This is a genomic window from Nocardia crassostreae (assembly GCF_001613405.1).
In the GTDB taxonomy this organism is placed as follows: Bacteria; Actinomycetota; Actinomycetes; order Mycobacteriales; family Mycobacteriaceae; genus Nocardia; species Nocardia crassostreae.
Genome location: NZ_BDCH01000029.1, coordinates 92,491 through 105,716 on the forward strand (window position 1 = coordinate 92,491; position 13,226 = coordinate 105,716).

The 13,226-nt window shown below is 68.3% G+C and carries 10 protein-coding genes; 5 read left to right on the top strand and 5 right to left on the bottom strand.

Going from position 1 to position 13,226, the window contains the following annotated elements:
* Positions 1–74 precede the first annotated feature (74 nt).
* The 3 genes from NC4_RS28750 (at position 75) to NC4_RS28760 (ending at position 2,726) form a co-directional block, all read left to right on the top strand.
* Positions 75–1,043, top strand: coding sequence for an alpha-E domain-containing protein (locus tag NC4_RS28750; protein ID WP_067544390.1), 969 nt, complete (start codon positions 75–77; stop codon positions 1,041–1,043).
* Complete coding sequence (locus NC4_RS28755) at positions 1,040–1,882, top strand: transglutaminase family protein (RefSeq protein ID WP_084529865.1); 843 nt, start codon at positions 1,040–1,042, stop codon at positions 1,880–1,882. Before NC4_RS28750 ends, NC4_RS28755 begins: the two co-directional genes overlap by 4 nt.
* Before the next feature lie 64 nt (positions 1,883–1,946).
* Entirely contained in the window at positions 1,947–2,726 is a 780-nt protein-coding gene (locus NC4_RS28760) for an aquaporin (RefSeq protein ID WP_067544392.1), read from the top strand.
* Here NC4_RS28760 and NC4_RS28765 read toward each other — a convergent pair.
* The 5 genes from NC4_RS28765 to NC4_RS28785 form a co-directional block, all read right to left on the bottom strand.
* Positions 2,723–3,997, bottom strand: coding sequence for a DUF7373 family lipoprotein (locus NC4_RS28765; RefSeq protein WP_067544394.1), 1,275 nt, complete (start codon positions 3,995–3,997; stop codon positions 2,723–2,725). The genes NC4_RS28760 and NC4_RS28765 overlap by 4 nt on opposite strands.
* A 13-nt stretch (positions 3,998–4,010) precedes the next feature.
* Positions 4,011–5,498 carry a serine/threonine-protein kinase gene (locus tag NC4_RS28770; protein WP_067544396.1) on the bottom strand — a complete coding sequence of 496 codons (1,488 nt, stop codon included), beginning with the start codon at positions 5,496–5,498 and terminating at the stop codon, positions 4,011–4,013.
* A 6-nt stretch (positions 5,499–5,504) separates the two neighbouring features.
* A complete protein-coding gene (locus NC4_RS28775; protein WP_157555279.1) occupies positions 5,505–6,752 on the bottom strand; it encodes a DUF7373 family lipoprotein in 1,248 nt (415 codons plus the stop codon).
* Entirely contained in the window at positions 6,739–7,722 is a 984-nt protein-coding gene (locus NC4_RS28780) for a protein kinase domain-containing protein (protein WP_067544400.1), read from the bottom strand. The genes NC4_RS28775 and NC4_RS28780 overlap by 14 nt, the downstream gene beginning before the upstream one ends.
* Before the next feature lie 313 nt (positions 7,723–8,035).
* A complete protein-coding gene (locus tag NC4_RS28785) occupies positions 8,036–8,617 on the bottom strand; it encodes a type II toxin-antitoxin system PemK/MazF family toxin (protein WP_067544402.1) in 582 nt (193 codons plus the stop codon).
* A gap of 156 nt (positions 8,618–8,773) precedes the next feature.
* Between NC4_RS28785 and lepA the strand changes: the two genes are divergently transcribed.
* Positions 8,774–10,624 (top strand): translation elongation factor 4, encoded by a 1,851-nt coding sequence (lepA, locus tag NC4_RS28790; protein WP_084529866.1) that lies wholly within the window; start codon positions 8,774–8,776, stop codon positions 10,622–10,624.
* Between the two features lie 318 nt (positions 10,625–10,942).
* Positions 10,943–13,222, top strand: coding sequence for a hypothetical protein (locus tag NC4_RS28795; RefSeq protein WP_067544406.1), 2,280 nt, complete (start codon positions 10,943–10,945; stop codon positions 13,220–13,222).
* Positions 13,223–13,226: the final 4 nt, after the last annotated feature.

Genomic DNA, 13,226 nt, shown 5'->3' on the forward strand with positions numbered 1-13,226 from the left:
ACGACACAACCGACCACGGCAATAGCAACGGCGCATGCACGGCAGGTGAAAGACAGCGTTAGGTGGTTCGAATCATGTTGGCGCGCAATGCCGAATCCCTTTTCTGGATCGGCCGCTATATCGAACGCGCCGAATACACGGCGCGCATCCTGGATGTCGCGGTACACCAATTGCTCGAGGACGCGACCGTCGATCCGGATCGCACCTCCCGGGTACTGCTCACCGTGCTCGGCATCGAACCGCCCGAGGAGGAACTCGAAGTCTGGTCGGTGACCGAACTCGTGGCATTCGGCCGCGAGCACGGCGGATCCATTGTCGATTCCATCAGCAGAGCGCGCGAGAATGCCAGAGGCGCAAGAGAAGTCACCTCCACGGAAATGTTGGAATGCCTCAATGCGACCTACAACGGGCTGGCGGCCGCCGAGCGCGCCGCCCGCGCGCTGGGCCCGCACGAGTTCTGCCACTACATCACCGATCGCGCCGCCATGTTCGGCGGCCTGTCCGATTCCACATTGAGTCGCGACGACGGTTATCGATTCCTGCTGCTGGGCAGATCCATCGAACGCGTCGATATGACTGTGCGCCTTCTCCTTTCCCGCGCCGGTGATCGCACCTCCTCCCCGGTGTGGGTGACCGTGCTGCGCTCCGCCGGGGCGCACGACCCCTATCTGCGCACTCACCGCGGGGTCCTGGACGCCAATCAAATCGCCGAATTCATCCTGCTGGACCGGCTTTTCCCGCGTTCGGTCTTCCATTCCCTGCGCGTCGCCGAAGCCTGCCTGCAAGAACTCGATCAACGCCCCAACAGCCGGTTCGCCGCCCGTCACGAGGCCCATCGGCTGCTGGGCCGGGCCCGCAGCGAACTGGAGTTCCTGCCCTCACTGGTGCTGCTCGAGGACCTGCCCAGTCGCCTGCTCTGGCTCCAGGAGACCTGCCGTGAAGTGGGGGAGGCGGTGGCGCTGCAGTATTTCCACGCCGAATCCTGGGTGGCCTGGACGGGCCTGCACGGGCGCAACAACTTCCAGGTGCAGGAGCAACTATGAGCTGGCGCATGCGGGTGGTGCACACCACCGGATATGTCTACGACGCGCCGGTCACCCGGTCCTTCAACGAGGTGCGCCTGTCCCCGCGCGCCGACAGCAGACAGAACGTGATCCTCAATCGGGTCGACACCGTGCCCTCGACCCGCTCCTACTGCTACACCGACTACTGGGGCACCACCGTCACCGCCTTCGACCTGCACGCCCCGCACACCGAACTGGAGGTCACCAGCGCCTCGGTGGTGGAGACCGAGCCGTTCGCGGGCCCGTCCGAGGAGCTGCCCTGGGAGGAGTTGCGCGCGGACGCCTTGGCCGACCGCTTCGACGAACTGCTCACCCCCACCGACTATGTGCCGCGCGAGCGCCGACTCGCGCCCATCGCCCGTCGGCTCGCCCGCGGCGTGCCGCCCGCCAAAGCCGTTGTGCGCGGCGCGGAATGGGTGCATCGCGAAATGGACTACCTGGCCGGGACCACCTCGGTGCACACCTCGGCGGTGGAGGCCTTCGCCGAACGCCGCGGGGTGTGCCAGGACTACGCGCACCTGACCCTGCTGCTGTTGCGCGGCATGGGGATTCCCAGCCGCTACGTCTCCGGCTATCTGCATCCCGATCCCGTCGCCGATGTCGGGCGCACCGTGGCCGGGCAGATGCACGCCTGGGTGGAGGCGTGGACGGGCCAATGGTGGGGCTACGACCCGACCAACAATATTCCGGTGACCGAACAACACGTTTCCGTTGGGGTGGGCCGTGATTACGCGGATGTGCCGCCTCTGAAAGGTATCTTCAGCGGAAGCGGCTCGACGGATCTCGAAGTGGTGGTGGAGATCACTCGGCTCGCGTGATGCGTGATTCAGCAGAACACAGGTGCTCTCCGCTATAGGGCGGGACAAACCGGGAAGGTGGCTGATGTCTCCCACAGCGCAGGAAGTCGTCGAAGAACTCTCGGAGCTGGAACCGATTTCGCTCGGCCGGAAGCTGTTCGCCGAGGGTTTCGGCACCTTCGTGCTGGTATTCGGCGGTGTGGGCACCGCGGTGCTGGCCGGTGACAGGGTCGGCGCGCTCGGCGTCGCCCTGGCCTTCGGATTCACCCTGTTGTTCCTGGTCTACGCCATCGGACCGATCTCGGGCTGCCATGTGAATCCGGCGGTCACGGTCGGCCAGTTCCTGCTCGGCCGCATCTCGGCCGCGCACGCCGGGGCCTACGCGCTGGCGCAGATCGTCGGCGGCCTGCTCAGCGGTGTCGCCATCTACGCCATCGCCCAGAACCTGCCCTCCTACAACCGGGCTCGTGACGGTCTCGGCGCGAACGGCTGGGGCGCGCACAGCCCCTCGAAGATCGAACTCGGCGGCATCACCGTCAACGGCTACGGCCTGGCCGCCGCCATCACCGTGGAGGTCATCCTCACCGCCCTGCTGGTCTTCGTGGTCCTGGCCTCCACCGATCAGCTATCCGACGTCCCCCTGGCGGGCCTGTCCATCGGCATCACCCTCGCGGTCATCCACCTCATCTCGATCCCGGTCGACAACACCTCGGTGAACCCGGCCCGCAGTATCGCCGTGGCCTTCTTCCAGGACGGCGCCCCCGCCCAGCTGTGGGTGTTCATCGTCTTCCCGCTGATCGGCGGCGTCCTGGGCAGCCTGGTCTACGGGCTCATGTTCGGCCGCTCCCGAAACATGGTCAGCTAGCGGCTGTTCACCAGCAGCGCGTACTGGGCGGCGGCCCGCTGCCGCATGGTCTGCTCATCGGCGGCCGCCACCACCGCCCAGTACCGGCCGTCGAGGACGTGGCAGAAGAACCGGGTATTGCGCTGTGCGTCGCGGACTTCCCGCTGCCGGAAACACGCGGCGTCGGGGATGTTCTCCGGTGCGGCCACGGAGTCGTGTCGGGCGTTGGCGGACGTGACCCAGCGCAGATGCAGTCGCCGGGCGTGTATCGCGTCGGAGGTGCGCACCAGCCACCACATGCCGATGAAGGCCACACGCTCGGCCTCATCGCTGAACTTGTCCTGATCGCCGCTCTCGGGCCCGTGGCTGAACAGATGTCCGAGGCCGCGCGGACCGTAGACGACGCCGGTTCCGGGCAGCTGGCCCGACCACGGGGCCTCGGTGCGGCCACTCGAAATCGCCAGTGGGTAAGGCCACTTGGTGCTGTCGGGATGCAGTAGCCGCCGCAGCATATCGTCGCCGTCCAGGGGTAGCGCGGAGAGTTCGTCCGGCGGCGTGGCCTGGAACGCGTCCAGGAGCGGTAGCTCGGCGGTGAGGGCGGCCCCGGTCAATGCGCCCAGCGCCGCCGCATCCGGCGCGCGATCCATCACGTACACCACGATGACGTAGGACCGGTAGGCCACCGTCGTCGTCGCGACGGGAACCTGTGGCTGCCAGTGGCTGTACGCCGTCGCGTATCCGGGAATGCTCAGGGCGACGCTATCCGTATTGCGAGCGACCGCAGCCGCGGCGATTTCCCGCGCTGCGCTCGCGGCGATGCTCTCGTCGCGGAAGCGCAGCACCGTGAGCCGCATGGCTTTGGCCTGGCCGATCACCGGCACCGTCTCGCCATCGACGCCGACGACGCTGTATCCGGCGATCATGGCGTGGGTGGCCACCGGTTCGAGCGCGATCTCGGGCGCGAGGACCGAGGTACGGCCCGCCGAGGGCAGCAGGATGGAACCGCCGTAGGCGAGGGCGGGATCGATATCCCGCGGATGGGCCACGGCCTCACCCAGGCGCGCGGATTCGATGACGCGACCATGGGTGTCGTTGTCATTGGGCGGTACGGCGGGCGGGGTGGTCTGCCAGGCGCCCGCATCCAATGCGTCCACGTCCGGGGTGGCGACCCGCGCGGTGCCCGCGATGACGGCGGTATCGCATCCGCCGAGCAGTCCGGCCAGCAGCAGGACCGCGGTCGCGACCGTCGCCGACCGGCGGGCACGACGCCGGAATGTCTTGTCCTCGTTCATCAACCGGTCCTAGCTAGACAGGGGCCGTCGGCCACCACTGGTCGAAGAGTGCGCGGCCGGAATCGGCCCCGGTGACCCGTAGCTTGCAGAACTCGCGCGCACCGTCGAAGCGGATGTCGAGCCGCCCCCGTTTCCCGCTGTGACTGTCGAAGGTCATCCAGGACAACTGGCCGGTTCCGGTGGCGCGGGACCAGGTCTCGCCGCCCTCGGTGGTGTTGGAGTGCTCGAGTGCGGGCATGGGGGAGCGATCGGTATTGCAGGTCACCCAGATCGCCTCGTCGTCCGCCGCGCAGACCAGCACGGGCTGTTCCAGCGCGGTGTCCATGGCGACGGCATTGTTGCTGTTGTCGGAGGCGGAGCAGCGGTAGTTGTGATGCCCCCGGCCGGACGGTGTCGCGGGCAGTAGCTCCGGAAAGGTTTCGACGATGAAGCCGTAGGCGCCCCAGGGAGATTCCGGTGTGTTCGTGGTGGTGACGGGGTCGTCGGCGGTATTCCGCGGCGAGCCGTCGGGCCGGGTGAGGAGAAATCCGGCGATGAGCGCGGCAACCGTCGCCACCGTGACGATGAGGACCGCGATGCGCCGTCGCCGGGGCGCCGGGGTCGGCCGCGGGAGCGCCAGGGTCCGTAGCCCGCTCCGGGGTTCCGCCCTCGGTCCGGCCAATTCGCCGCGCAGGGCCGCGCTGGCTGCCTCGGCCAGTTCACCGCAACTGCGGTAGCGCTCTTCCGGATTCACCGCCATGGCCCGGGCGATCACGGTGTCGAATCCGCGCGGCAGCCTCGCCACGGCCGCGCTGGGCCGCGGACGCGGCGCGGCGAGGTGGGCATGCATGACCGCGGCCGCCGTTTCGCGGGGGAAAGGCGCCGCACCGGTGAGCAATTGGTACAGCGTGCCGCCGAGGGCGTACACATCGGTGCGCTGATCGAGGTGCCCGCCGCCGATCTGCTCGGGCGCGGCGTAAGCCAGCGTGGCCAGCACCTTGCCCGCGGCGGTCAGCGCGGCGGATTCGGTTGTCGCCCGCGCGATGCCGAAATCGGCGACCAGTACCCGATCCGGTCCGGCGCCGCCGGGCTCGATGAGGAGATTGGCGGGCTTCACGTCGCGGTGCAGCAGTCCGGCCCGATGCGCCTGGTCGAGCCCGCGCGCCGCGTCGGTCACGATGGTGACCGCGCGTTCGGCGGGCAGTCCGCCCGGCTGCTGCCGGAGCAGTTGCGCGGCGTCGTAGCCGTCGACGAATTGCATGGCGATCCACAGCAATTCGCCGTCGTCGCCGCAATCGTAGATGCTCACGATATTCGGATGGTCGAGCCGCCCGGCCAGCTCCGCCTCGCGCAGGAAGCGCATCCGGAACTCGTCGTCGGCCGCGCGGGACAACACCTTGAGCGCGTCGTGGCGCGGCAGGCGGGGATGCCGGGCCAGATACACGCTGCCCGAACCACCGGTGCCGAGTCGGCGTTCGATGCGATATCCGGCCACCAGCGCACCCGGTCCGAGTATTCGCATGCGCCCCTACCTGTTCCGTACGAGCAGGGCGTACTGAGCCGCGGCGATCTGATGCGCGGATTTCTCGTCCATCGCGTCCAGTACCGCCACGTAGCGGTCGACATGGACGACGCAGTAGTACTTCGGCACGATGTCGTCCAGTCGATGGCAGGTGGTGTCCGGAACCGGCGGACGAGCCATCACGGTCTGCCGCCCGGTGGTCACGGCCTCTCCGGCGGCGAAACGCCGAGTGGCGGCGGCATCCCGGAACCGGATCAGCGTGCGCCGATCGAGGACGGCGAGCCGTTCCATCTCACCGGCGTCGACCAGTTCCTTGACCGCCGCGAGGTGCAGATGGAGCCCGGATCCGGTCGGGCCGTAGACCACCCCGCTCGCCTCGACCGCAACGCCCCAGCCGGCTTGCCGGTCGACCGACTGGAACCGGGTGATGTACGGATAGGACCATTGCCCGCTGCGGCCCGGGACGATGCGTCGCAGCATGCCCTCCGGGTCGAACGGCAGGGTGCGGAAAGCCGTCGTGGGTGTCGGAGCGAACCGATCCAGCACGGGAATCTGGGCGGCCAGCGCCTTACCGGCCAGGCCCGTCAACTCGGCGAGGTCGGTGGTCGGATGGGTGACGAAGAGCACGACGACGAACGGTCCGTGCGCGAGCGTAATGCCCAGTGTCGGCACCGAAGGCCGCCAATGGCCCAGGGCCGCCGGGTATCCGGAGATGGCTACCGCGACATTGTCGGGGCTGACCGCGAAATCCGCCGCTTCGATCTCGGCGGCCGCGCTGCGCGCGGCCGTCTCGTCGGGTAGGCGCACGACCGTGATCCGCACCGAGCGGGACGTCCCGATCTGGGGACATGGGCGCACCACGCAACCTTGATCGCCGAGCGTCGTATAACCGGCCAGCATGCCGTGCTTCGCCAGGATCGGCTTGGCTACGGCGGCCAGGAAGCCGACGGTATCGCTGGGCTTGGGCAACACGGAGGAAATCCGGACGCGCAGACCGTCCTCGATGTCATAGGGGCTGACCACCGCGTCGGCCATCCGTGCCGATTCGATGATCCGGCTGTATTTCTCGCTGTCATTGCGCGGCTCGGGCACCGGCTCGGCGCCGTAGTCCCCGAAATCCAAGGTGTCGAGCGCGATATCGGCCGTGACCGCGGTCCCGGGCACGATCCGGCCGTCCCAGAGCAATCCGGCGATCAGGATCAGGGCCGCGCCGCAAGCCAGCGTAATGAGCGGGAGACGCCTAGATCGGAGCATCGGGCCACCAGTTGTCGCGCAGTTGCTGACCAGAGAAGTTGGCCGCGAATACCGTGAGGACGCAGGAGCTTCGCGCCGTGTCGTCGAATGTGATGCGGAGCTGGCCCTCCGATAAGCCGTTGCGGGTGTAATCGCCCCACAGGATGCGGCCCGTGCCGGACGGACGACTCCACTGCTCATCGCCCACCTGTGTGGTGAACGGCCATTGCCGCTCCGGCCAAGACAGTCTGCTGGTCAGGCAGTTCACCCAGATCATGTCGACCGGATCGCCATCACTGCTGCAGACCAGGAAGACCTGCTCGGTCCGGACATCGAGGGGGGCATTGGCGTTGCTGTCGAGAGATTTGAGATCACACCACAATCCGCCATGCCCGCTGCTGACCGGGGTGGGCGGGAGCAGTTCGGGGAAGGCCGCGGTGACGAATCCGACCACACCCCAGGGACCCGAGTCATCGGTGGTCGGCGCGGCGGATGTGGTTGGCGCAGTGGCGGTATCGGAGTCCTCCGAGCCGGTCAGTGCGACGGCGGTGGTCCCGATCACCAGGGCGAGCGCAAGCCCGGCCACCGCGGTGACCAGCCGCGTCCCGGGCAGACGTCGTGGGGCGAGGGTGAACACCGGTTCCCCGCGCAGCGCCGCGCCCGCGGCGGCGGCCAGATCACCGCAGCTCTGATAGCGCTCGGCGGGCTCCTTGGCCATGGCGCGGGCGATGACCCGATCGATCGCTTGCGGCAGTGCGGGATCGGCGGCGCTCGGCCGCGGCGGCGCTTCGGTCAGATGCGCGTGCATGACCGCGGCGGGCGTCGACCGGGGGAACGGGGTTGTGCCCGTCAGCAATTGGTAGAGCGTCGCGCCGAGGGCGTAGACATCCACCCGGTGATCGAGCGGGTCGCCCTGTAGTTGTTCCGGAGCGGCGTAGCCGACCGTGGCCAGTACCTCACCGGCGGCGGTGAGCGCCGTGGCTTCGCCCATGGCGCGGGCGATTCCGAATTGGGATGCGCCAGCCGGGAGGCGAGTTCGGCTTCGCGCAGGAAGCGGGCCCGGAACTCGTCGTCGGAACTGGTCGCCTCCGACAGCACCTTCAGCGCGGTCAGTTTCGGCAATCGCGGATACCGCGCCAGATATACCGAGCCCATACCCCCGGCGCCGAGCTTGCGTTCGATGCGAAAGCCCGCGAACACATCTCCCGCCCGCACGGACCGAGTGTCGGGCCGCACCGGCCGATCGTCAAGCGGAATCGACCGGAATTCGGTTGGCGTCGAATAGTCGTCAGCGATCGGTCGGGTCAGTACCAGTGGTACTCCGCGCACAACCGGTGTGCGACCAGATCGAAGGTCTTGCGCGGGACGATGGCGCCCTCGCGGCGGATGCCCGCCTCCGGGACGTCGAGGACGCGGTCCAGGCGCACCCAGCTGGGGCGGCCCGCGTGATCCCAGGGGCCGTCGCCGATGCCCACCCAGTTCGAGTGGTGGGCGTGGTCGGCATTCGAGGAGAGCATCAGGCCGAGCAGGGTGTCGCGTTCGCGGCCGACGACCAGGACCGGGCGGTCCTTGCCATTGTTCGGGTCCTCCTCGTAGGGGACCCAGGTCCACACGATCTCGCCCGGATCGGCGCGGCCGTCCAGTTGCGGGCTGTAGACGATCTGCCGTGCGCGGTCCCGCGACGGCACACCCGCCGACGAGGTCGGGCGCACCGATACCCCCGGTCCCGGCTTCGGCGTCGTCACCGCCTGTACCGCGCGATCCCACATCGACGATTTCCGCATCCGCCCGATCAACTTCGGGGCCTGCTGTCGGACGAGCTGGGAACCCTGCTCCTTAGCCACGATCCCCAACTGCTTCCCCAGAGCGTTCCACCTGCCGGCCATGTCGGCAGCTTAACGGCGCAGGGCCGGGTTCTCATCCGGGCCGGATTCGCCTGCGCGCAGCCGCAGTTCGGCAACGGGGTGCTCCGATGGAAAACCTCACCCGGGGCGCACCGTAGACTGCTGGGTTGACATGCCGCTGTTTCGCCATGCCGAGGAGTGACTCCGATTAGCAGCTTCGCCGATACGACGTTTACTGATCCCGCCCGGATCAGGAACTTCTGCATCATCGCCCATATCGACCACGGGAAATCCACCCTGGCTGATCGCATGCTGCAACTCACCGGTGTGGTCGGGGAGCGCGCCATGCGGGCCCAGTACCTGGACCGTATGGATATTGAGCGGGAGCGCGGTATCACCATCAAGGCCCAGAACGTGCGCCTGCCGTGGCAGGTCGATGGCGAGGACTACGTCCTGCATCTCATCGACACCCCGGGCCACGTCGACTTCACCTACGAGGTGTCGCGCGCGCTCGAGGCGTGTGAGGGCGCGATCCTGCTGGTGGACGCCGCGCAGGGCATCGAGGCGCAGACCCTCGCCAATCTGTACCTGGCGATGGAGAAGGACCTCACCATCATCCCGGTGCTGAACAAGATCGACCTCCCGGCCGCGGACCCGGACCGCTATGCCGCCGAGCTCGCCCACATCGTGGGCTGCGAGCCCGAGGACGTGCTGCGCGTCTCCGGTAAGACCGGCGTCGGCGTGCCCGAACTGCTGAACGAGGCCGTGCGCCAGGTGCCGCCGCCGGTCGGCGAGGCCGATGCGCCCGCGCGCGCCATGATCTTCGACTCGGTCTACGACACCTACCGCGGCGTCGTCACCTACGTGCGTGTGGTGGATGGCAAGCTCACCCCGCGCCAGAAGATCAAGATGATGTCCACCGGCGCGACCCACGAACTGCTGGAGATCGGCATCGTCTCGCCCGAACCCAAGCCCACCCAGGGCCTGGGCGTCGGCGAGGTCGGCTACCTCATCACCGGCGTGAAGGACGTGCGTCAGTCCAAGGTCGGTGACACCATCACCTCCGCGCGCGACGGCGCGAAGGAGGCCCTCACCGGTTACCGCGAACCGCGGCCCATGGTCTACTCCGGTCTCTACCCGCTCGACGGCTCCGATTACCCGGATCTGCGCGACGCCCTGGACAAGCTGCAGCTCAACGATGCCGCGCTGACCTATGTGCCGGAAACCTCGGTGGCCCTGGGCTTCGGCTTCCGCTGCGGCTTCCTGGGCCTGCTGCACATGGAGATCACCCGCGAGCGCCTGCAGCGCGAATTCGGCCTGGACCTGATCTCCACCGCGCCCAATGTGATCTACCGGGTGATCCTGGAGGACGGCTCCGAGCACGTCGTCACCAACCCGTCGTTCTGGCCGGAAGGCAAGGTGCGGGAGATCTACGAGCCCGTCACCAAGTGCACCGTCATCGCGCCCAGCGAGTTCATCGGCACCATCATGGAGCTGTGCCAGTCGCGCCGCGGTGAGCTGCTGGGCATGGACTACCTGTCCGAGACCCGCGTGGAGATGCGGTACACGCTGCCCATGGCGGAGATCATCTTCGACTTCTTCGACTCGCTGAAGTCGCGCACCCGCGGTTACGCCTCGCTCGATTACGAGGAGGCCGGTGAGCAGCAGGCCGCGCTGGTGAAGGTGGACATCCTGTTGCAGGGTGAGGCCGTGGACGCGTTCTCGGCCATCGTGCACAAGGACGCGGCGCAGGCCTACGGGCACAAGATGACCACCAAGCTGCGCGAGCTCATTCCGCGCCAGCAGTTCGAGGTGCCGATCCAGGCGGCCATCGGGTCCAAGGTGATCGCGCGCGAGAACATTCGCGCCATTCGCAAGGACGTGCTGGCCAAGTGCTACGGCGGTGACATCTCGCGTAAGCGCAAGCTGCTGGAGAAGCAGAAGGAAGGCAAGAAGCGGATGAAGACCATCGGTCGCGTCGATGTGCCGCAGGAAGCCTTCGTGGCGGCGCTGTCGACCGAATCGACCTCCGACAAGCCGAAGAAGTAGCTCGAGATTCCGGTGCCCCCGCTGCCTGCTGGCAGCGGGGGCACTGTTGTGAAAGCCAATCGCGGGGTAGGTTCTGCCGAACGGATTCCGATCTCCGGGGTGAGCAGGTCTGATACGTTGCGTACGGTTCGTTACGCAGCCAAAAACTGGGGCTTCCGTATAGATATGCAGGGTGACAAGCTGAGTCTCACCCCGCTGTGCACACCGTCTCCTACCTGGTGGATGTGACAGACCGGATATCCGGAAATAGGGTGTGAAACGAGTTTTGAATCGGTGGTCCGTCGCCGCGGACCGCGCTTCACCTGAGAGCGGAGCCTCATGACACGTGATCTGCCCTTCGACGATGAATCCGGTCCGGACGACTACGCGGGGGACACCGCGTACCGCATTGCCACCGGAGTCTCGCGCGTCACCAGGGCAGGCGCGTATGTCACCGGTGGCGCGCTCATCGCGGCCGGCGGCAGCCGGGGCGGCAATGACGCGCCGATCAATCACGACAGCCGCAATGTCGGCTGGTCCGAGGTGAACGATCCCAAGCCGGACGAGCCCAGCCCCACCGTGACCTTCCCCGACCTCACCGAGGACGCGGCGCCCTACACCGGCGGCGGCGTCTCGCCGGTCGCCGATCCGTATGACAACGGGCAGTACGGCACCGATGCCGGATTCTTCCCCGGTCATTTCGGCGGCCCGAGCGATGCGAGCATGGCCGGTTTCGGCCTGGCCGAATCCGGCGCCCCGGCCTTCGGACTCGGCTCCGGCAACGAGTCGCACAATGCGCTGGGCATGCCGCTCGGGCACTCCGAAGGCTCGGAATCCGCGCTCGGCCTGCCGATGGGCAATCCGGAGTCGGCGCTGTTCGACGGTTCGGAGGGCTTCTTCGGCGGCCTGCAGAACATGCAGGGGCTCAAGCTACCCGGCACCGAGGGACTGCACCTGCCCGGAATGAACGGCGGCGGCATCGCCCCGCCCGGATCCGGGCTCGAGAATCCCTCGCACACCGGACCTTTCGACGGTGTCGGCGTCGGTGACGGGTTCGGCGCTTTCATCAAGACCAGCTGGGAAGTCGACGCGCATGCCGGGCTCGACGGGGTCTGGGTCCGCTCGGAACTGAATGTCGATATCGCGGTCGGCAATATCGGCAACCAGTTCAACGAGTTCGGTCAGGATCTCAGCGACGGCATCGCCCACGCGCCGGGTTACAAGGGGGCCGATGCGGCCGACCAGCCCGGCTCCTCGTTCCTCGGCGGCGTGCGCGCGCTCGATGAGCCGAATGCGGCCGCGAATGCGCCCGGCCCGCAACAGCATCCGCAGGGCGGTACGGGCGCTCCGGCCGGTGCGCCCGCGTCCGGCGCGCCCAATGCCGGTGCCCCCGCGAACGGTGTGCCCAATGGCGCTACCGGTCCTGGCACCGGTGCGACGGCTCCGGGTGCGCCCGCTCCCGGATTCGGTGCTCCGGCAGCGCCTTCCGCTCCGGCGGTCGGCATCGGCGCGCCCGCCGCGGGCCCGGCGGCCCCGATCGCCCCGGTCGCTCCGGCGGCTCCGGCTCCGGTCGCTCCGGTTGCCCCGGTCGCTGTCGCTCCGGTGGCCCCCGTGGCCCCGGTGGCCGTGGCCCCCGTCGTCCCCGTGGCCGTCGTCCCCGTGGCCGTCGCGCCCGCGCCTGTGGCGCCCGTCGCCGTCGCGCAGCCGGTGGTGACCACCCCGCTGCAGACCACCATTCAGCCCGATGCCGCCTCGCAGCCGATCGCGAACGTGCTTGCCGCACCGGCTGTCTCACCGCTGACGGCCCCCGCGGCGACCGCTCCCGCACTGCTGGATCTGCGGCAGCCGTCCGCGCCGGTCGCGGACCAGCCCGATAAACCGGCCACCATGATCGCCCAGCCGCTGACCACCGTGCCCGGCACCTCCGCGCCGCAGATCAGCGTCCCCTCGACGGTGGATTCGCCGTCGCTGCTGACCACCGCGCCGACGGCGCCCACCACCAAGCTGCCGGGCGTGACCGATCCGGCCACGACCAAGCTGCCGGGCGTCACCACCGCGCCCGCGGTCACCACGGCGCCGGGCCATACCACCGCTCCGGGCGGCACCACCGCTCCGGCGGTCACCACCCCGCCCACCACGGTGGATCCGGGCGACGGCATCACCACGAAGCCGGTCGTTCCGACCGACGACGTCGATGTCGACGTCCCGACCGTGACCGTCCCGACCGACGACAACGATTCGATCCCGACCCATCAGCCAACGGTGAGCAATCCGCAGACGACCGTCTCGGTGCCGACCGTCGCGCCGACAGTGCCGACCGTCGACACCCACCCGACCATCGATACGCCGCCCACCATCGATACGCCCCCGACCATCGACGTGCCGGATGCGACCGTGCCGACCATGCCGCCGCTGACCACCAAGCCGATGCCGGATCTGCCCAAACCGGTGAAACCCATTGCGGACGTCTCCGATTCGGGCTACGACGCGCTGGCTATCGCCGATACCCAACCGCTGTACCACGTGCACGACGTGGCGCTGACCTCGCATCTCATGGCCGAGGACACCTTCGCGGAGCACCATCCGGCACCCGGTGTGCTCGACCTCACGCTCCAGTGAGCGG

Coding starts and splice junctions, on each gene's coding strand:
- NC4_RS28750 (WP_067544390.1), top strand. CDS start 75: ATGTTGGCGCGCAATGCCGAATCCCTTTTCTGGATCGGCCGCTATATC.
- NC4_RS28755 (WP_084529865.1), top strand. CDS start 1,040: ATGAGCTGGCGCATGCGGGTGGTGCACACCACCGGATATGTCTACGAC.
- NC4_RS28760 (WP_067544392.1), top strand. CDS start 1,947: ATGTCTCCCACAGCGCAGGAAGTCGTCGAAGAACTCTCGGAGCTGGAA.
- NC4_RS28765 (WP_067544394.1), bottom strand. CDS start 3,997: ATGAACGAGGACAAGACATTCCGGCGTCGTGCCCGCCGGTCGGCGACG.
- NC4_RS28770 (WP_067544396.1), bottom strand. CDS start 5,498: ATGCGAATACTCGGACCGGGTGCGCTGGTGGCCGGATATCGCATCGAA.
- NC4_RS28775 (WP_157555279.1), bottom strand. CDS start 6,752: ATGCTCCGATCTAGGCGTCTCCCGCTCATTACGCTGGCTTGCGGCGCG.
- NC4_RS28780 (WP_067544400.1), bottom strand. CDS start 7,722: ATGGGCGAAGCCACGGCGCTCACCGCCGCCGGTGAGGTACTGGCCACG.
- NC4_RS28785 (WP_067544402.1), bottom strand. CDS start 8,617: ATGGCCGGCAGGTGGAACGCTCTGGGGAAGCAGTTGGGGATCGTGGCT.
- NC4_RS28795 (WP_067544406.1), top strand. CDS start 10,943: ATGACACGTGATCTGCCCTTCGACGATGAATCCGGTCCGGACGACTAC.